The sequence below is a fragment of the Pseudomonas mendocina genome (assembly GCF_003008615.1).
Classification (GTDB): Bacteria; Pseudomonadota; Gammaproteobacteria; order Pseudomonadales; family Pseudomonadaceae; genus Aquipseudomonas; species Aquipseudomonas mendocina_C.
The window spans coordinates 4,979,945-4,998,990 of record NZ_CP027657.1; the positions used below are offsets into that span (position 1 = coordinate 4,979,945).

Sequence of the window (19,046 nt, forward strand, 5' to 3'; positions counted from 1 at the left end):
GCGTCACTGAAAACTGCGCTCGCGTGCCTCCTGCAGGCGCTGGCGCAGGTATTCGTCGCGGCTCAGTCCATCGGGAATGCTCTGCAGGGCCAGCACTTCCTCGACGATGCGCTTTTCCTCGGCCTTGTACCGCTCGAAGTTCGGATCGGGCTGCGCGGCCAGTCGCGCCTCGCGTTCGGCGCTGATCTGCTGGTAGCGCTCGATCAATCGCTGCGCCTTCATTTTCTGTGTTGCCTCATCGCTCTCGGTCGCGCGGATCAGGCCCAGTTGCATCAGCAATGCTTCGCTCAATGCCAGTTCACCTTGGGCTTCCAGGGTATCGATGCGCTTGCTCAGGCGTTCGGCTTCACTTTGCCGGGCTGCATGCTCAGGCTGCCCAGCTTGCTGGACGAAGCTGCGGTATTGGTTTTGAAACGCGAGGCGCCGCTCCAGGTCGCGCGCCTGAGGTGAATTCAGCAGTTGCTGCTGTTCGCTGTTGGCTGCTATTGGATCGGGTTCATCGGAATCTGCCGCTTGAGGGATAGGTGCTTCGAGCGTTGCGGGAGGCTCGGTACTTTCTGTGGAGGGGCGCGACCAGTGCCAGGTCAGGGCGAGTGTGCTCAATAGAAGTGCAGCACCGAATAGCAGTGGCTTTGTACGCATGAAAGGCTTCCGCAGAGGGCAGAGAATGCTTTCAGCATAGAAGAGATGAGTGTCGTTTCACGACGGTCGCCAGGATCGGCAGGCAAAAAAAAGCCCCGGCAAGCCGGGGCGGATTAGGCAAAAATTCGCTGCGGATGCGTGGTCCGCAGCGGGAATCGGCTCTTAGTGGAACTGGTTCATGGTGTTGTCTTTACCGCTTGCCTTCAGAGCAGCTTCGCCAGCGAAGTACTCCTTGTGGTTGTCGCCGATGTCGGAGCCAGCCATGTTCTGGTGCTTGACGCAGGCGATGCCCTGACGCAGTTCCTGACGCTGTACGCCTTTGACGTAGGCCAGCATGCCCTGGTCGGCGAAGTAACCTTTGGCCAGGTTGTCGGTGGACAGCGCGGCGGTGTGGTAGGTCGGCAGGGTGATCAGGTGGTGGAAGATGCCGGCGTGTGCCGAACCATCGCGCTGGAAGGTGCGGATCTTCTCGTCAGCAACCTGAGCCAGTTCAGTTTCGTCGTACTCGACGCTCATCAGCTTGGCGCGGTCGTAGGCGGAAACGTCCTTGCCTTCGGCGACGAACGCATCGAACACCTGCTGGCGGAAGTTCAGAGTCCAGTTGAAGGACGGGCTGTTGTTGTAGACCAGCTTGGCGTTCGGAATGACTTCGCGGATGCGGTCAACCATGGCCTTGATCTGACCAACGTGCGGTTTCTCGGTTTCGATCCACAGCAGGTCGGCGCCGTTCTGCAGGCTGGTGATGCAGTCCAGTACGCAGCGGTCTTCGCCGGTACCAGCGCGGAACTGGAACAGGTTGGACGGCAGGCGCTTCGGACGCAGCAGTTTGCCACCGCGGTTGATCACGACGTCGCCGTTGCCCAGGTCGGCAGCGGACACTTCTTCGCAATCCAGGAAGCTGTTGTACAGGTCGCCCAGGTCGCCCGGCTCGTTGGTCACGGCGATCTGCTTGGTCAGGCCGGCACCCAGGGAGTCGGTACGAGCAACGATCACGCCGTTGTCGATGCCCAGCTCGAGGAAGGCGTAGCGAACGGCTGCGATCTTGGCCAGGAAGTCGGCGTGAGGAACGGTCACTTTACCGTCCTGGTGGCCGCACTGCTTCTCGTCGGAAACCTGGTTCTCGATCTGGATGCAGCAGGCGCCGGCTTCGATCATGCGCTTGGCCAGCAGGTAGGTGGCTTCCGGGTTACCGAAACCAGCGTCGATGTCGGCGATGATCGGCACGATGTGGGTTTCGTGGTTGTCGATCTGGCTCTGGATTTCAGCGGCCTTGGCGTGGTCGCCAGCTTCACGGGCAGCGTCCAGGGCGGTGAACAGCAGATCCAGCTCGCGGCTGTCAGCCTGGCGCAGGAAGGTGTACAGCTCTTCGATCAGGTCGGAGACGGCGGTCTTCTCGTGCATCGACTGATCCGGCAGCGGGCCGAAGTCGGAGCGCAGGGCAGCGACCATCCAGCCGGACAGGTAGAGGTAGCGCTTGTTGGTGGTCTTCAGGTGCTTCTTGATCGAGATCAGCTTCTGCTGACCGATGAAGCCGTGCCAGCAGCCCAGCGACTGGGTGTAGACGGAGGAGTCGGCGTCGTACTCTTCCATGTCCTTACGCATGATGTCGGCGGTGTACTGAGCGATTTCCAGACCGGTCTTGAAGCGGTTCTGAGCGCGCATACGGGCGACGGACTCGGGGTTGATAGCGCTCCAGCTGCTGCCGAATTTCTCTTTCAGAGCGGCTACAGCCTTGATGTCGTTTTGATATGCGGACATGGTCAATCCTTCAAAGAATGTGTTGTTTGAGCACCAACTACCCACTCTAGACGCGCACGGATGCAACGGCTGCGGGCGACTACCACTTGACGGCGAGAAAACGGCTGGAAAGGCGAGGGTGTACTGCGAAGAGGGGGATGTAGGCGAGCAGGTCGTCGGCTGTCTCAAGGCTTCGGGTTCGTGGAAACCCTTGGCGTTGCGGCTAGCGTGTCGAGCTGTCTGTTACTTAACGCTTCCCCGTCCCTCAGGACAACTTCGTTCCAGTCGCAACCTCGTCGTACGGCCTTGTGGGCTGTTGGGACACGGATCGCTACGAAGTGCTTCGTTGGCGATCTGGAGATCCTTTTCAGGACCCCTGGCTAGCGGGAGCGAGGCCATCATGCCTCTGGGAAAATACTTCGTCAAACGTTTTGTAGTGGTTTTTTAAAACTACTACATATTCAGTAGACGACTGGCCAGTCACGCACGGCAGCCCATGAGGCGGGCGTTTCAAGCATTTAGCGGGGGTTGCGCGCTGGCCATACTGCAAAGGATGTAGCGCCATTCGACTTTGGTCGGGGGGGGCTCAGTCGAGTGCTTCGACCTTCAGGCGCAGCGACATGTCCTCGCGGCCCTGAGTGGTGTGCCGACGAAGCACGTCTCGGCCGCTGGAGCTGGTCTCCTCGCTGACGCCGCCCAGGGTGATCCACTCGCCAAGCCGACCACTGACACGTGTATCGGTGCTTTGCACGTCGATGACGCCGGGGCGATGGTCATTCATCCGGTCGCGCTGACTGCTGATGGACACGTGCACCAACTCGCCGGAGAGGCTGGCCGTCACGTAGAAGCCGCGGGTCACGTCGCGGTACTGGGTGTCCTGGTAGACCTGGCCATAAGGCCCGGTGCTGGTAGTGGTCAGCGGCACGCTCTGGCCGACCTGAATCAGCGCCGGATAGCCTTCGGTGGCCTGTACCTGCTGGGTGCCACCACCACGGCTGTCGGTGCTGCGGCGGATGATGCGCACCTGGTCGCGGCCGTTCACTTCGCCGCGACCGACCTGAACCTCTGCATTGCCGGCGCTGAGCGTGCCGTCGACACGATAGCCGCGGTCGTTCTGGTAGTTGCTGTCGGCACTTTCCACGGTGATCAGCAGGCGCCGAGGCCGGGTGTCGAGTTGCTGCAGCAGGACGCGCACTTCACCGATCTTGGCCGGCGACGCATTGACGATCAGCTGGTTGCCATAGGCGCTGACCTTGCCCTCGTTGCCGAGCATCGACTGCACGACGCCGAGAACGTCATCGGCGGTGCGGTAATTCAGCGGGATTACCTCGGTGGCCGCCTGTAGCGGCAGGCACAGGCCGAGAAGCAGGGCGGCGAACAGCGTGCGCAGGGTCATAGCAGAAAGCTCCGCAGATCGGGGTCGGTGAGGCTGGTGTCCCAGGCCTGGTCGAACCGGGCCTGGCGTTGGCGCACGCGCGCCGGATCGTTGTACAGCGTGTAGCCGGACTGCTGGTCGAGTTCCGGGCGCAGGAGCAGTCCTTTGTCGTCGGCGATCAGGTAGGCCAGTTCCTCGCTGGCATAGTCCGGGTTCAGCTTGCGGATATGCAGGTTGGAGGAAAGCCTGCGTGACAGGGCGAGCAGGCGGTGGCCTTCCTTCACGGCGCGCGTCGGGTCGCGCAGCAGGATACGCAGGTGCGACCTCGGGCTGCTCAACAGGAATCGGGTGCAGGCCTGTTGTACGCTGCTGTGGTGATAGAGCCAGGGCTCCAGGTCATCGCTGTACAGGCACAGGTTGCGCTGCGCCTGCTGGATCAGGGCGAGAACGTGAGCACGCGCTTGCTGGGGTTGGCTGAAGCGCTCCAGGCGCTCGTGCTCGCCCAGAACGAAGGGGGCAGGCTCCCATTGCGCGGCATCCGCGGTGACGGGCTCGGGATTGTGCACGGCAAAACGCCCCGGCGATTCGAATTCGATGGCTGTCAGCTCAATGGCTTCTGGCATATCGTTCGGTTCGGCCGGGGCGTCTTTTTCGTTCATCTTGCTCTCTACTGGCTGGTGCGCACCATATCGACGTGCGGAATGCCGGCGTCGAGGTACTCGTCGCTGACAATCCTGAAGCCTAGCCTTTCATAGAACGGCGTGGCGTGCACCTGAGCGGTGAGCATTTGCTGATGCAGGCCGCGCTTTTCCGCTTCGGCGATCACGGCCTGCATCAGTTTCTCGCCCACTTTCAGGCCGCGCCAGTCCTTGAGCACCGAAACGCGGCCGATATGCCCGTCGGGCAGCAGGCGAGCGGTACCCACCGGATAGTCACCTTCTTCGGCGAGAAAATGCACGGCGTCGGTGTCTTCGGCGTCCCACTCCAGTTCCGGTGGTACCGATTGCTCGGCGACGAACACGCTGTCGCGGATACGACGAAGCTCGGCATTGTCCCTATGCCAGTCCGCGACACGGACAGTGATCTCACTCATCGGCAAATCCCAGGCTGCCTTGCTTGACCAGTTCCCACAGCAGAGTACGCCCCTCGTCCTCAGCCAGCCAGGCGCCGAGGTTTTCCACATGTAACGCATCGGCGCTGCAGATCAGTTTCAGCAGCTCGCGCAGGCGGGCGGAAACCAGGCGGCTCTGGCCGCTGGCGAACAGCACCAGGTCTTCACCGACTTCCGACCAGGCCATGCGCGCGCTGGGGTTGCGGATCAGGATCGCGCCGTCATCCAGGGCGCCGAGGAAGTCTTCTTCCTCGATCTCGATGCCGGCAACCAGCTCGGGGTACTTGGGTTCGGTCATGAACTGGCCGAACCAGGTCATCAGCAGGCGTTCGTCGCTCATGTGCTCGTTGAGCAGGGCCTTGAGGCGTTCCAGGGCGTCGCGCTGGATCTGGTTGGGATCCTCGCTCGGCTGGATGTCGGCATCGCTGTAACGCTCTTCGTCGGGCAGGAACTGGCCGAGGAAATCAGTGAAATGGGTCAGTACTTCAGCGGCGCTCGGCGCGCGGAAGCCCACGGAATAGGTCATGCAATCATCCTCAGCGGTGCCACAGTGGGCGAGGCAGGGCGGCAGATAGAGCATGTCGCCGGGTGCCAGCACCCATTCATCGGTTGGTTCGAATTGAGCCAGGATCTTCAGATCGGCGTGGGGGAGCAGCGGGCTGTCGGAATCGCACATCTGGCCAACTTGCCAGCGGCGATGGCCGTGAGCCTGCAGCAGGAATACATCGTAGTTGTCGAAATGCGGGCCGACGCCGCCACCAGGCGCGGCGAAGCTGATCATCAGGTCGTCGATGCGCCACTTGGGCAGGAACTTGAAGTCTTCCAGCAGTTCGGCCACTTCCGGAACGAACTGGTCGACGGCTTGTACCAGCAGCGTCCAGTCGCGCTCGGGCAGTTCCTGGAAGGTGTCTTCGTTGAACGGGCCGCGTTGCAGCTCCCAGGGGCGCTCGCCGTGCTCGATCACCAGGCGCGATTCGACTTCTTCTTCCAGCGCCAGGCCAGCCAGTTCGTCCGGGCTGATCGGGCTTTCGAAGTCCGGGATCGCCTGACGCACCAGCAGCGGCTTCTTCTGCCAGTAGTCGCGCAGGAATTCACGGGCTGTGAGGCCACCCAGCAATTGCAGCGGAGTATCAGGATTCATCAGTAAGCCCTTGAAATAGATAAAAACCTTAAAACAAAAACGCCCGGCTCAGCCGGGCGTCCTCGAGGCTGGTCGCGTTCAGATACGCTTGGCCTGGGCCACGGCGTTACCGATGTAGCGCGCGGGGGTCAGTTGCTTGAGCTCTTCCTTGGCGGCGGCGGGCATGTCCAGGCCGTCGATGAAAGTTTGCAGTGCCTCGGCGCTGATACCCTTGCCGCGGGTCAATTCCTTGAGCTTCTCGTACGGGTTCTCGATGGCGTAGCGGCGCATGACGGTCTGGATCGGCTCGGCGAGCACTTCCCAGCAAGCGTCCAGATCTTCAGCAATACGCCCCGCATTGAGCTCCAACTTGCTGATTCCCTTGAGACTTGCTTCGTAAGCGATGACGCTGTGAGCGAAGCCGACACCCAGGTTGCGCAGCACGGTGGAGTCGGTCAGGTCGCGCTGCCAGCGGGAGATCGGCAGCTTGCTGGCCAGGTGCTGGAAGATGGCGTTGGCGATGCCCAGGTTGCCTTCGGAGTTCTCGAAGTCGATCGGGTTGACCTTGTGCGGCATGGTCGAGGAGCCGATTTCACCGGCTACGGTCTTCTGCTTGAAGTAGCCGAGGGAGATGTAGCCCCATACGTCGCGGTCGAAGTCGATCAGGATGGTGTTGAAACGGGCGATTGCGTCGAACAGCTCGGCGATGTAGTCGTGCGGCTCGATCTGGGTGGTGTAGGGGTTCCAGGTCAGGCCCAGGTCGCCTTCGATGAACTGACGAGCGTTGGCTTCCCAGTCGATGCTCGGGTAGGCCGACAGGTGGGCGTTGTAGTTGCCCACGGCGCCGTTGATCTTGCCCAGCAACGGCACGGCGGCGACCTGAGCGATCTGGCGCTCGAGACGATAGACGACGTTGGCCAGTTCCTTGCCCAGGGTGGTCGGCGAAGCTGGCTGGCCGTGGGTGCGCGAGAGCATCGGCACGTCGGCGAACTTCACCGCCAGTTCGCGAATGGCGTTGGCGATCTGCTTCATCAATGGCAGCAGTACGCTGTCACGGCCTTCGCGCAGCATCAGGGCGTGGGACAGGTTGTTGATGTCCTCGCTGGTGCAGGCGAAGTGGATGAACTCGCTGACCTTGTCCAGTTCCGGCAGCTTGGCAGCCTGTTCCTTGAGCAGGTATTCCACGGCTTTCACGTCGTGGTTGGTGGTGCGCTCGATTTCCTTGACGCGCTCGGCGTGTTCGACCGCGAAGTTCTCGGCCAGCTCGTTGAGTACGGCGTTGGCTTCGGCGGAGAAGGGCGCGACTTCCGAGACACCTTCGTGGGCGGCCAGGCGTTGCAGCCAGCGCACTTCGACCAGTACGCGGCTACGGATCAGGCCGTATTCGCTGAAGATGGGGCGCAGTGCGCTGGTTTTGCCGGCGTAGCGGCCGTCGACGGGGGAAACCGCGGTGAGCGAGGAAAGCTGCATGTAGGCGTTCTCGGGCTGTCGGGCTGAAAAGCCATCCTGGGTCACTGTGCGTTGCGCCTGCTCCGATGAAGCAGGCTCTAGCTCAGTTGCCGGGACGGCCTCTGACGAAAAGGGCGCATATCATACATGAAAACCAGCGCTTGGCCGTCTATGCGCTACGTCTGGCGACCGATAACAGACTGGCGGCGAAGATCAGCGCAGCGCCGAGCAGCGACAGCGTGTCTGGTGTCTCGCCCCAAAGCAGCCAGGCGATGATGCCGGCGAAGACGATCGCCAGGTAGGCGATGGGGCCGATCAGGCCTGGCGGCGCCAGGCCGTAGGCACGCGACATGATGATCTGGCTGGCGGTGGCCAGCAGGCCAATGCCGAGCAGCCAGCCAAGCTGGGTGGCGTTCAGTGGCTGCCAGCTCCAGGTCAGCGGGATGGCGGAGAACAGTGCGCTGAACAGCGAGAAATAGAAAACGATGCGCGTGGCCGGTTCGCTGTCGCTCATCTCACGGATCGAGACGAAGGCGAAGGCTGCCAGCAGGCTGGAGGCCAGGCCGATCAGCGCCGCTCCGTCGAACAGCGCGGCACTGGGTTTGGCCACCAGCGCCACGCCGCACAAGCCGACCAGGCTGGTGACCAGCATGCGCCGTGTCAGCGGTTCCTTGAGCCAGAAGTGGGCGATCAACGGGGTAAAGATCGGCGCCGAATAGGTGAACAGCATGGCGTCGGCCAGCGGCAGGTGGGCGATGGCGTAGAAGAAGCAGTACATCGCCGCCAGGCCGTAGGTGGTGCGCCAGAGATGGGATTTGAGGCGTGTGGTGCGCAGCGGCCTGACGCCGCGCACCAGCAGCAGCGGCAGGAAAAACAGTACGCCGACCAGATTGCGGAAAAACACCACCGACTCGTTGTTGACGCTGGCGGATATCTCGCGGATGCCGACCCCGGTGAAGGCAAACAATAATGCGGAGATAGCCAGCAGGAGAGCGCCCTGCAGCGGTTTGACGCTGCGGCTGGGGGCGCTCATGTTCAGGCGCGCGTCAGTTCGTAGAGTTCCTTGAGCAGCTTGCCGCGGCTGAATACCAGTTGCCAGCGATGGCCGCCCAGTTGCCGCCACAGACGTGCCGAGCGAATGCCGGCAAGCAGGAGTGCGCGAATTTTTGCGGCGTTGCTGGGCTGCTGCAGGAAGCGCATGTCGCCTTGCACCTGAATGCGCTGGCGGAAGGTGCTGATGGTGTCCTGGTACAGGCCGCCACAGGCAGCGATGACGTTGTCGTGCACCAGGCCGAAGTGCTCGACCTGTTGCTGGATCTGATCCAGGCGATTGCCCATGGTCTCGAGCATGTCGCCGCGCTTGTCCAGTTGGCGCTCCAGGCCGATCATCGCCAGGGAATAGCGCAGGGGTTCGCGCTGCAATGCCGACGGATTGCGCTCCAGCGAGCTGATCAGTGCGCGGTAGCCATCGCGCAGGTTGAGATCGTCACCGCCGTAGACATCCAGCGTGCTCTTCGGGTCGCGTACCAGCAGGCTGCCGAGCATGCAACTCATCGATGCCTCGCTGACCTGACCGGTGCGGGCGATCTTGTCGGCCAGTACCGCAGCTTCGAATACGGCGCCGAGCGCGACCAGTTGTTCCTGAAGTGGGCTCATCGGGCGTCCTCGTACCAGGCTTCGGCGGTTTCGATCACGCCGCCACCCAGGCATACCTCGCCGTCGTAGAACACCACGGACTGGCCGGGGGTTACGGCGCGTTGGGGTTCATCGAATACGGCGCGATAGCCGTTCTCGGTCTTTTCCAGGGTGCAGCGCTGGTCGCTCTGGCGATAGCGCACCTTGGCCGTCAGGCGGCGTGGGCTGCTCAGATCCACCGGGTTGACCCAGTAGATTTCCGAGGCGAGCAGGGCGCGGGAGAACAGCCATGGGTGTTCGTTGCCTTGGCCGACGATCAGTACATTGCGTGTCAGATCCTTGCGCAGCACGTACCAGGGATCATCGCTGGCATCCTTCAAACCGCCGATGCCTAGGCCCTGGCGCTGGCCGATGGTGTGGTACATCAGGCCATGGTGACGACCGATGACCTGACCGTCGGTGGTTTCGATATCGCCTGGCTGCGCCGGCAGGTACTGCTTGAGGAAGTCGCTGAAGCGACGTTCGCCAATGAAGCAGATACCGGTGGAGTCCTTCTTCTTCGCCGTGGCCAGTTCGTATTTCTCGGCAATGGCGCGCACCTGTGGCTTTTCCAGCTCACCGACCGGGAACAGGGTCTTGGCGATCTGCTCACCGCCCACGGCGTGCAGGAAGTAGCTCTGATCCTTGTTCGGATCCAGGCCCTTGAGCAGTTCGGTGCGGCCATCGATGTCGCGGCGGCGCACATAGTGGCCGGTGGCGATCAGGTCGGCTCCGAGTGACAGGGCGTAGTCGAGGAAGGCTTTGAACTTGATCTCGCGGTTGCACAGGATGTCCGGATTCGGCGTGCGTCCGGCCTTGTATTCGGCCAGAAAGTGCTCGAACACGTTATCCCAGTACTCCGCCGCGAAGTTGGCGGTGTGCAGTTTGATGCCGATGCGGTCGCATACGGCCTGGGCGTCGGCCAGGTCATCCATGGCGGTGCAGTATTCGGTGCCGTCGTCTTCGTCCCAGTTCTTCATGAACAGGCCTTCGACCTGATAACCCTGCTCGATCAACAGCAGGGCGGAAACGGATGAATCGACGCCGCCGGACATGCCGACGATCACGCGTTGGGTGCTAGGTGCTTGCATGGGGGTCTGCGAGTGAAGCCTGAAAAGTTGCCGAGTCTACCAGAAAGCCTCCGCCCGTTCAGTGCACGGGCGAGAGCGGCTGTGGTTCTTATCGCGCAAGCCCCAGGTGCGTCAGGCTGCGGCGAAAGGCCGGGTCATCCAGGTAGGCGACATTGAGCCGCGTCCAGGGAACTGGCGTCTGCCGATCGACCGCGAAAATCGAGCCCGGGGCAAGCATCACGCCCTGGCTCAGGCACTGGCGGGTAAGGGTGTTGGCGTCGTCGGCGCCAGGAAAGCGGGCCCACAGGTAAAGGCTCTGTTCGGGCCGGCAGAATACCTCTGCGCCCAGTCCATCGAGTACCTCCAGGCCGCGTTTGGTGGCGGCTCGCAAGCGCTCCTGAAGGCGCGACAGGTGGCGCAGGAAGTGCCCTTCGGCGAGGATCACGTCGATGGTGCGTTCACTGTACTCGGCGCCACTGTTGTGCAGCAGCATCTTCAGGTCGGCCAGTTCCTCGATACGTTTCTTGCTGCCGGCGATGAAGCCGACACGCAAGGCGGCGGAAATCGATTTGGAAAAGCTGCCCAGATAAAGGGTGCGTTCGGACTGATCCAGAGCCGTCAGTTTTATCGCCGAACTGGGTTTGAAGTCGGCCATGGCGTCATTTTCCACCAGCAAAAGATCATGCGCTTCGGCAATCTGCAGCAGATGGTGCGCCTTGGCTGGTGAGAGGTCGGAGCCGGTCGGGTTATGACCCACGGATTGAAGGAAGAACAGCTTGGGCCTGTGCTTTTTCAGAACGTGTTCCAGCGCATCCAGATCCGGGCCATCGGCTTCTCGCGCAATGCCGAGCATGCGTGCCCCTTGCAGTTGCAGCTTTCCGAACAACGGGTAGTAGCCCGGATCCTCAACCAGAACCGTGTCGCCAGGCATCACGTAGCGACGGATGATCAGATCCATGCCGTGGTTGGCGCCCAGGGTGGTCACCAGTTGCCGTTGCGAAACGGCAATCTGGTAGTCCGCCAGCTTCTGTACCAGGCGCTGGCGCAGGTCGGGATTACCCAGCCGTGTTCCGTAGCGAAACAGGGTGGAGACCCCGCCGCGCACCACTTGCCGATGGAATTTGTCCAGGCGCATATCCATCAGCCATTCAATCGGTGGGAATCCCTCGCCCAGGTGTGAGTGGCCAGGGTCGCGGACGAACTGCTGACGCATCATCCAGATGGTGTCCAGCGCTCGGGTGTAAGGCTGTGATTCGTCATCCTCCGTGCGGACTTTCAGGTTCTTGCAGACGAAGAAGCCCTTGCCGTGCCGAGCCTCTACCAGCCCCTGTGATGCCAGGTGTTCGTAGGCAGTGATCACGGTGTTCTTGGAGTACCCATGCAGGCGCATGTACTCGCGCAGCGATGGCAGTTTGTTGCCTTCCAGCAGGGCGCCTTCGGCGATCTGCCTGGCAATCGCGTCAGCAACTTTTTGCGCAAGGGTTTGTTTGGGCATGGCAAAAAGGTCGTGGGTACATGGGGGTAAGTGTCTGGGCAAACTGTACCTTCTTTCATGGATACAGTGAGGATAGTGTTCCCCCAACCAAGAACAAACGACTCCAAGAGAGCCCCCATGTCGATCGACTCCCGCCTGCCCAATTTCCGCAATCTGTCACCCTCGAAACGCCTCGACTACGTTAAGCAATTGCTCGGTCTGCCTGCCGAGGACTTCGCTCTTCTACGTGATGCCGGTGCCCTGCCAATTGAAATCGCCGACGGCATGATCGAGAACGTGGTTGGCACGTTCGAGTTGCCCTACGCGCTGGCGAGCAACTTTCGCATCAACGGCAGGGATGTAGTGATTCCGCTGGTGGTGGAGGAGCCTTCGGTGGTTGCCGCGGCTTCGTTCATGGCCAAGCTGGCCCGTCAATCCGGTGGTTTCCAGACTTCCAGCAGTGCGCCATTGATGCGTGCTCAGGTACAGATCATTGGTGTCAGCGATCCCTACAATGCGCGGCTCAGCCTGTTGCGCAGCAAGGAAGAGATCATCGCCCTGGCCAACAGCAAGGATCAGTTGCTGAACAGCCTGGGTGGCGGTTGTCGCGACATCGAAGTGCACACCTTCATCGACAGCCCTCGCGGGCCGATGCTGGTGGCTCACCTGATCGTCGACGTGCGCGACGCCATGGGGGCGAATACGGTCAATACCATGGCGGAGGCGGTGGCACCGCTGATGGAGCAGATCACAGGGGGCAAGGTGCGTTTGCGCATTCTTTCCAACCTGGCCGATCTGCGCTTGGCTCGCGCCCAGGTGCGCATCGCGCCGGAGCATCTGGATACGCCAGAGTACAAAGGGGCAGAGGTCATCGAGGGGGTGATAGATGCCTATACCTTTGCGGCTATCGACCCCTACCGAGCTGCGACACACAACAAAGGCATCATGAATGGCATCGATCCATTGGTGGTGGCCACCGGTAATGACTGGCGAGCGGTGGAAGCTGGCGCCCATGCATATGCCTGTCGCAATGGTCACTACGGCTCCCTGACCACCTGGGAGAAGGACAGCCAAGGCCACCTGGTCGGCACGATTGAAATGCCCATGCCGCTGGGGTTGGTGGGGGGCGCCACCAAGACGCATCCCCTGGCGCAGTTGTCGCTGCGCATTCTTGGTGTGAAGAGCGCACAGGAGCTGGGCGAAATAGCGGTCGCCGTGGGCTTGGCGCAGAACCTCGGGGCTTTGCGCGCCCTGGCCACCGAAGGCATTCAGCGTGGCCACATGGCCTTGCATGCGCGCAATGTCTCACTGTCGGCTGGCGCTCGTGGCGATGAGGTGGACTGGCTGGTCAAGCTGATGGTCGAGGCGCGAGATGTACGTGCTGACCGCGCAGAGGTTCTGCTGCGCGAGAAGCGTGGGCAATGACCATGGATACGGTGAAGCTGGTAGAGGTTGGTGCACGTGACGGCCTGCAGAACGAGGCCCTGGCGCTACCGGTGGAGATACGCGTGGAGCTGATCGAGCGTCTGGTCGTAGCCGGATTGAGAACCCTGGAGGCAGGCGCTTTCGTCTCGCCGCGCTGGGTTCCGCAGATGGCTGGCTCCGATGAGATCCTGCGACGACTTGGACGGCGTCCGGGGGTTACCTACACGGCGCTGGTTCCTAACCTCAAGGGGCTGGATGCTGCGCTGGAGGTCGATTGCCGGGAGGTCGCCGTGTCCGCGGCGGCATCCGAGGCGTTCTCGCAGAAGAACATCAACTGTTCCATCGATGAAAGTCTGCAGCGCTTCCAGCCTGTGCTTGCCAAGGCGGCAGAGCGGGGCGTAGCGGTACGTGGCTACGTTTCCTGCGTGCTGGGTTGCCCGTTCAGCGGTGAGGTGTCGGTGGCCGATGTGGTTCGAGTCGCCCGTGAGCTGTATGCCATGGGCTGCTACGAGATCAGCCTGGGCGACACCATCGGCAGAGGTACACCCGGCAACACCAGGCGGCTCCTGGAGGCCTGCGCCAGCGAGGTGCCGATCACGGCGTTGGCCGGGCACTTTCATGACACCTACGGCATGGCAGTCGCCAACGTTCAGGCAGCTCTGGAGGCTGGTGTGCGGGTGTTCGACAGCTCGATTTCCGGGCTGGGCGGTTGCCCTTACTCACCAGGCGCCACTGGCAACGTGGCAACCGAAGAGCTGGTCTACCTGTTCCAGGGCCAGGGAGTGGCGACTGGTGTGGATCTTCCTGCACTGCTCGAAGCAGGGGCCTTTATCGATAAGGCATTAGGCAAAGCCTCGGCCTCACGGGTGGCGACTGCTTTACGCAGCAGGGCATTCAATCAGTGATGAACGCCCTGTCAGCCTACCAATAACCAATGAGTGACGGCCTCGCGGTCGTCCAGGCAACTGCTTCCTCAATAACAACAAGAGCCCGCGAGGGCGAGGGACATCATGACTCAAGAACTTGCCAGACCGGCGGCAACGCCGCCCAATGACGACGTCATACGCGACACGGGCAACCTCTATGAGGTGTGGGGCGACACCGTGGATGCCAGGCACCTTGTGCTGGCCATCCTTGTCAGCTCCGTCGTCAGCCTCGGTACCTATGCACTGGCGCTATGGATTCTTGGCGGCATTCTGGATTCGACGCAGATGGCCAGAGCCTACGCCATGTTGTTCGGGATTCTGGGCTGCCTGGGTGGCGGTACGATCAGTGCCATCCTGTTCAAACCCAAAAGGGATGTGATCGAGCATGTCGCAGATCCTGCGTTTCGTGAGCAGGTGGTCAATGACTTGCTCAAGGAGTACGGCAGCCTTGGTCGCCTTGAGGAAACCTCGCCAGAAGTGCTTGCCGAGCTGCGCGACCTGGGCCTCTACGAGCTATTTCGCGATGCCCAGCTCCGAGAAGAGGCTACGCGTGAGGCAGCGACTGACGTCGGGCTGGATGCGCATGCGTCCCTGCAGCCAAGCGGAGGGCGCTCGTGATGGAAGGGCTGCTCTACGAAATCCTGATGGCTTTGGCGCTTGGCCTGTTCGGCGCGGTGCTGTTCTCTGCGATCGGCCTGGTCTCAGGAACCGATGAAACCACGACCCTGGCTCCCCTGACCCTGTTGGTCGTGATGCTCGGGGCGCCGCCGGCCGGCATTCTCACCTTTTTTCTGGCTGGTGCGGTCGCCAAGCATATGACCCACGCGGTACCTACCGCTTTGTTGGGGATTCCCGGCGACACGATGGCGACTGCGCTCATCGGTGACGCCAACTACTTGCGCCGGCTCGGCGTGCCTCACGTGGCCTTGCGTAAGATGATCACTGGCGGCGCGCTGGCCGCTCTGATCGCCGTGCCATTGTCGGTGCTGTTCGCGGTGTTGCTGGCACCATTTGGCGATGTGATCAAGCAGTTCGCGCCTTGGGTGTTCCTCTGTGCAGCCTTCGCCATTGCTTATTTTTCGGCCGGCCGCTGGGCCTCGGTGCTGGCGTTGCTGCCGTTCGTGCTGGTCATCGTTGCCTTGCAGTCACTGACGGCTCAATACGACGTCAAGCTGGCCGTCAGCTATTTTCTCGGTATCGCAGTCGCACCGTTGATCGCGTCACTGTTCTCGCTGTTGGCGCCGGTCGAGCGCGAGAAGATGCGCCGTGATGGGTTTCGGGTCTTTTCTCTGGCTCCGGACATGAAAGGGTGGAAAGGCTACTTTCCCAATCCGTTTCGGGTGATCAACAAGCGCCAGAGACGCATGACCGCGATGGCCGCGAGTGTCACCAGTGCCACCTTCGTCTTCAGCCCCGTGGCCATGACTGTGATCATGGGGGAGGTGATCGGCGCACGTATCAAGCAGGCATACGAGCGACTGACCACCGTGATCACCGCGCGCAATGGCGTAACCGAATCGACCTATATCGCAGAAGCGCTCATTCCCCTGATTGCCTTCGGTCTACCACTCAGCCCGGTAGCCGCAGGGCCAGCTGCGCCGCTGTTCAACGCACCACCGCGGTTTACCGTGGATAGCGCGACTGGCGAGGTCAATAACCTGCACAATCTGTTGAACTACTGGGAGTTCTTCGGCTACGGCATGTTGGCGGTGGTTATCGCCATCCTGATTGCCTATCCCTTTTCCATGAGCTTCGCTCACCGGGCTGCGTCCTTCGTGTTCCGCAAGATCAGTCACGAGGCGGTGATTTCCACCTTCATCGGGTTGGCGCTGGTCGTGGGTATCTGGGAGGGCGGCCTGCTGGGGGTGCTGGTGGTCGTCACCATCGGTTTGCTCGGTGGCTTCCTGGGGCGCTTTCTGGGCTTCAATATCGGCGTGCAATTCATGGGGTATTACACGGCGGTGCTGAGCGTTCCGGCGATGTTGGCTCTGTTGAGGTGAGCGGGGCGGTTCATCACGGCAGTGCGCGATTTGCGCTGCCGCGTCAACAGGCCTCCGTGTTATCGCAGCAGCTCCAGCGATCCGCTGATACCGGCCAGGTAGTCATCCACGCAACGCAATACCAGCTCGCTGCGCCAGCGCTCGGGTTGAGCGGCCAGTTCATCACGGGTCAGCCAGGTGATATCGCTGATGTCGGTGTCCAGCTCGCGCTGCGGGTCGTGGTGCACGGGGCGGGCGCTGAAGCACACGCGTTGGTAAGTGACGCCATTGCTCGGCGCCGTGTAAAGGTAGATGCCGAGCAGGCCGGTCAATTCGACATCCCAGCCCGTTTCCTCGAGGGTTTCGCGCAGCGCGGCCTCGCGTAGCGATTCATTGGCTTCCAGATGCCCGGCTGGCTGGTTGAGCACCAGGCGGCCGGCTTTGAATTCTTCGACGAACAGAAAGCGGCCCTGGTCTTCGATGACCGTGGCCACGGTGATATGGGGTTGCCACTCCATTTCCGTTGCTCCAGATGGACGATGTGCAGGTGTGCCGATTGGCCAGGGCCATTTTCAGCATTGCGCTATAAAAAAGAACCCCGGCACCAGGCCGGGGTTCGTTTCACGTCGAAGCCTTTATCAGGCGTTCAGCGCAGCCAGAGCGGCGTTGAAGGTAGCGCTTGGGCGCATCACCTTGCTGGTCTGCTCAGGGTTGGAGCGGTAGTAACCACCGATTTCGACCGGCTTGCCTTGTACGGCGGCCAGTTCGCCAACGATGGTGGCTTCCTGCTCGGTGAGCTGCTTGGCCAGTGGCGCGAATTGCGCTTTCAGCGCTGCATCTTCGTCCTGGGCCGCCAGGGCTTGCGCCCAGTACAGTGCCAGGTAGAAGTGGCTGCCACGGTTGTCGATCTCGCCAACCTTGCGCGCCGGGGACTTGTTGTTGTCCAGCAGCTTGCCGGTGGCTTGATCCAGGGTCTTGCCCAGCACCTTGGCCTTGGCGTTGTTGGTCTTGATGCCGGTTTCTTCCAGCGAGACGGCCAGGGCCAGGAACTCGCCCAGGGAGTCCCAGCGCAGGTAGTTCTCTTCTACCAGTTGCTGCACGTGTTTCGGAGCCGAACCACCGGCGCCGGTTTCGTACATGCCGCCGCCGGCCATCAACGGAACGATGGACAGCATCTTGGCCGAAGTGCCCAGCTCCATGATCGGGAACAGGTCGGTCAGGTAGTCACGCAGCACGTTGCCGGTCACCGAGATGGTGTCCTGGCCACGAATCATGCGCTCCATGGATACGCGGATGGCTTCGTTGTAGCCCATCATGCGGATATCCAGACCGCTCAGGTCGTGATCCTTGAGGTACAGCTCGACTTTCTTTTGCAGTTCGCGGTCGTGGGCGCGTTCCGGATCCAGCCAGAAGATGGCCGGGGTGCCGGATTGGCGGGCGCGGGTGACGGCCAGCTTGACCCAGTCGCGAATCGGCGCGTCCTTGGTCTGGCAGGCGCGCCAGATATCGCCGGCTTCGACTTCATGCTGCATCAGCACGGTGCCGTCGGCAGCGACGACGCGCATGGTGCCGTCGGCGGTCATTTCGAAGGTCTTGTCGTGGGAACCGTACTCTTCGGCTTTCTGCGCCATCAGGCCGACGTTCGGCACGCTGCCCATGGTGGTCGGGTCGAATGCGCCGTTGGTTTTGCAGAAGTTGATCATTTCCTGGTAGATGCGAGCGTAGGTGCTCTCAGGCATGACGGCTTTGGTGTCTTTCTGCTTGCCGTCCTTGCCCCACATCTGACCGGAGTTGCGGATCATTGCCGGCATGGAGGCGTCGACGATCACGTCACTCGGGATGTGCAGGTTGGTGATGCCCTTGACCGAGTCGACCATGGCCATTTCCGGGCGATGGGCATAGACCTCGTGGATGTCATGCAGGATTTCTTCCTGCTGCGAGGCTGGCAGGGATTTGATCTTGTCGTAGACGCTGCTGATGCCGTTGTTCGGATTGACGCCCAGTTCCTTGAACAGGTCGCCGTACTTGTCGAACACGTCTTTGTAGTAAACGCTGACGGCATGGCCGAAGACGATCGGGTGGGAGACCTTCATCATGGTCGCCTTGACGTGCAGGGACCACATTACGCCGGTTTCCTTGCAGTCCTGCAGGGTCTTCTCGAAGAAGGCGCGCAGCTTGTTGCAGCTCATGAACATACTGTCCAGCACTTCGCCGTCTTGCAGTGGCAGGGTTTTCTTCACCTCTACCTTGCCATCCTTGCTGACGAATTCGATGCGTACGTCACCGGCTTTGGCCATGGTGATCGACTGCTCGCTGGAGAAGAAGTCGCCGCCACGCATGTAGTCGGCGTGGGACTGCGAAGCCATGCTCCACTTGCCCATGCTGTGCGGGTGCTTGCGGGCATAGGCCTTGACCGCGGCTGGGGCGCGGCGGTCGGAGTTGCCTTCGCGCAGAACCGGGTTCACGGCGCTGCCCAGTACCTTGGCGTAGCGGGCGCGAACTTCCTTGTCTTCTTCGCTCTGCGGATCTTCCGGGAAATCGGGGATGCTATAGCCCTGGGCTTGCAGTTCGGCGATGGCTGCCTTGAGCTGCGGAACGGAGGCGCTGATGTTGGGCAGCTTGATGATGTTGGCATCCGGCTGCAGGGTCAGCTCGGCCAGTTTGGCCAGGTCGTCATCGATGCGCTTGTCGGCAGCCAGACGGTCGGCAAAGCTTGCCAGGATCCGTCCAGCAAGAGAGATGTCGCGGGTTTCAACGGAGATGTCAGCCGAGGCGGCAAAGGCTTCTACAATGGGCAGAAGCGAGTAGGTAGCGAGGGCCGGAGCTTCGTCGGTGAAGGTGTAGATGATCTTCGAAGGGGTGGACATTTAGGGTTAACTCTCTTCTTTGCTGAGCGCGCATAGAAACTCGACCTGCGCGGGTAGACGCTTGAGCCCCATGGTGGCGGAGCTGGGTCGAGGACTCGCCGCGGTGATGTTGGATGCACCCGTAGAGTGTCGAGCGGTTCGAGCCGGCTGACAGTGGTGGCCATCAACCGGTTTCAAGAGGTTGCTACCTGGTTCCA

At 61.5% G+C, this 19,046-nt stretch carries 17 protein-coding genes; 4 read left to right on the forward strand and 13 right to left on the reverse strand.

The window, feature by feature from the left end; all coding sequences use genetic code 11:
* Positions 1–3 precede the first annotated feature (3 nt).
* The 11 genes from C7A17_RS23010 to C7A17_RS23060 all read right to left on the reverse strand — a co-directional run bounded on the left by C7A17_RS23010 (position 4) and on the right by C7A17_RS23060 (position 11,673).
* Positions 4–642: a hypothetical protein gene (locus tag C7A17_RS23010; RefSeq protein WP_106740984.1), complete on the reverse strand. Its 639-nt coding sequence runs from the start codon at positions 640–642 to the stop codon at positions 4–6.
* A gap of 162 nt (positions 643–804) precedes the next feature.
* Positions 805–2,400, reverse strand: a complete 1,596-nt coding sequence (locus tag C7A17_RS23015; protein WP_106740986.1) for an isocitrate lyase — start codon at positions 2,398–2,400, stop codon at positions 805–807.
* Between the two features lie 565 nt (positions 2,401–2,965).
* Positions 2,966–3,775 carry a secretin N-terminal domain-containing protein gene (locus C7A17_RS23020; RefSeq protein ID WP_106740988.1) on the reverse strand — a complete coding sequence of 270 codons (810 nt, stop codon included), beginning with the start codon at positions 3,773–3,775 and terminating at the stop codon, positions 2,966–2,968.
* Positions 3,772–4,413 carry a DUF7931 domain-containing protein gene (locus C7A17_RS23025; RefSeq protein ID WP_106740991.1) on the reverse strand — a complete coding sequence of 214 codons (642 nt, stop codon included), beginning with the start codon at positions 4,411–4,413 and terminating at the stop codon, positions 3,772–3,774. Before C7A17_RS23025 ends, C7A17_RS23020 begins: the two co-directional genes overlap by 4 nt.
* A gap of 8 nt (positions 4,414–4,421) precedes the next feature.
* Positions 4,422–4,847 carry a GNAT family N-acetyltransferase gene (locus C7A17_RS23030; RefSeq protein WP_036999437.1) on the reverse strand — a complete coding sequence of 142 codons (426 nt, stop codon included), beginning with the start codon at positions 4,845–4,847 and terminating at the stop codon, positions 4,422–4,424.
* Positions 4,840–6,006 carry a ribosomal protein uL16 3-hydroxylase gene (locus C7A17_RS23035; protein ID WP_106740993.1) on the reverse strand — a complete coding sequence of 389 codons (1,167 nt, stop codon included), beginning with the start codon at positions 6,004–6,006 and terminating at the stop codon, positions 4,840–4,842. The genes C7A17_RS23030 and C7A17_RS23035 overlap by 8 nt, the downstream gene beginning before the upstream one ends.
* Before the next feature lie 78 nt (positions 6,007–6,084).
* Complete coding sequence (gene purB, locus C7A17_RS23040; protein ID WP_106740995.1) at positions 6,085–7,455, reverse strand: adenylosuccinate lyase; 1,371 nt, start codon at positions 7,453–7,455, stop codon at positions 6,085–6,087.
* A gap of 148 nt (positions 7,456–7,603) precedes the next feature.
* Positions 7,604–8,467: a DMT family transporter gene (locus C7A17_RS23045; RefSeq protein ID WP_106740998.1), complete on the reverse strand. Its 864-nt coding sequence runs from the start codon at positions 8,465–8,467 to the stop codon at positions 7,604–7,606.
* A 2-nt stretch (positions 8,468–8,469) separates the two neighbouring features.
* Positions 8,470–9,090 (reverse strand): high frequency lysogenization protein HflD, encoded by a 621-nt coding sequence (hflD, locus tag C7A17_RS23050; protein ID WP_106741001.1) that lies wholly within the window; start codon positions 9,088–9,090, stop codon positions 8,470–8,472.
* Positions 9,087–10,199 carry a tRNA 2-thiouridine(34) synthase MnmA gene (mnmA, locus tag C7A17_RS23055; protein WP_106741003.1) on the reverse strand — a complete coding sequence of 371 codons (1,113 nt, stop codon included), beginning with the start codon at positions 10,197–10,199 and terminating at the stop codon, positions 9,087–9,089. The genes hflD and mnmA overlap by 4 nt, the downstream gene beginning before the upstream one ends.
* An 88-nt stretch (positions 10,200–10,287) precedes the next feature.
* Positions 10,288–11,673 carry an aminotransferase-like domain-containing protein gene (locus C7A17_RS23060; protein ID WP_106741005.1) on the reverse strand — a complete coding sequence of 462 codons (1,386 nt, stop codon included), beginning with the start codon at positions 11,671–11,673 and terminating at the stop codon, positions 10,288–10,290.
* Between the two features lie 57 nt (positions 11,674–11,730).
* On the opposite strand from C7A17_RS23060, the gene C7A17_RS23065 reads away from it, so the two are divergent.
* The 4 genes from C7A17_RS23065 to C7A17_RS23080 all read left to right on the forward strand — a co-directional run bounded on the left by C7A17_RS23065 (position 11,731) and on the right by C7A17_RS23080 (position 16,003).
* On the forward strand, positions 11,731–13,077 hold the full coding sequence (locus C7A17_RS23065) for a hydroxymethylglutaryl-CoA reductase, degradative (protein ID WP_106741008.1): 1,347 nt from the start codon (positions 11,731–11,733) through the stop codon (positions 13,075–13,077).
* Positions 13,074–13,982 (forward strand): hydroxymethylglutaryl-CoA lyase, encoded by a 909-nt coding sequence (locus C7A17_RS23070; RefSeq protein WP_106741010.1) that lies wholly within the window; start codon positions 13,074–13,076, stop codon positions 13,980–13,982. Before C7A17_RS23065 ends, C7A17_RS23070 begins: the two co-directional genes overlap by 4 nt.
* Positions 13,983–14,087: 105 nt before the next feature.
* Complete coding sequence (locus C7A17_RS23075; protein ID WP_106741012.1) at positions 14,088–14,621, forward strand: hypothetical protein; 534 nt, start codon at positions 14,088–14,090, stop codon at positions 14,619–14,621.
* Positions 14,621–16,003 (forward strand): tripartite tricarboxylate transporter permease, encoded by a 1,383-nt coding sequence (locus C7A17_RS23080; RefSeq protein ID WP_106741015.1) that lies wholly within the window; start codon positions 14,621–14,623, stop codon positions 16,001–16,003. The genes C7A17_RS23075 and C7A17_RS23080 overlap by 1 nt, the downstream gene beginning before the upstream one ends.
* A gap of 59 nt (positions 16,004–16,062) precedes the next feature.
* Here C7A17_RS23080 and C7A17_RS23085 read toward each other — a convergent pair whose 3' ends face one another.
* Positions 16,063–16,500, reverse strand: coding sequence for an NUDIX hydrolase (locus C7A17_RS23085; RefSeq protein ID WP_106741017.1), 438 nt, complete (start codon positions 16,498–16,500; stop codon positions 16,063–16,065).
* Positions 16,501–16,620: 120 nt separating this feature from the next.
* Positions 16,621–18,849, reverse strand: coding sequence for an NADP-dependent isocitrate dehydrogenase (locus C7A17_RS23090; RefSeq protein ID WP_106741020.1), 2,229 nt, complete (start codon positions 18,847–18,849; stop codon positions 16,621–16,623).
* Positions 18,850–19,046: the final 197 nt, after the last annotated feature.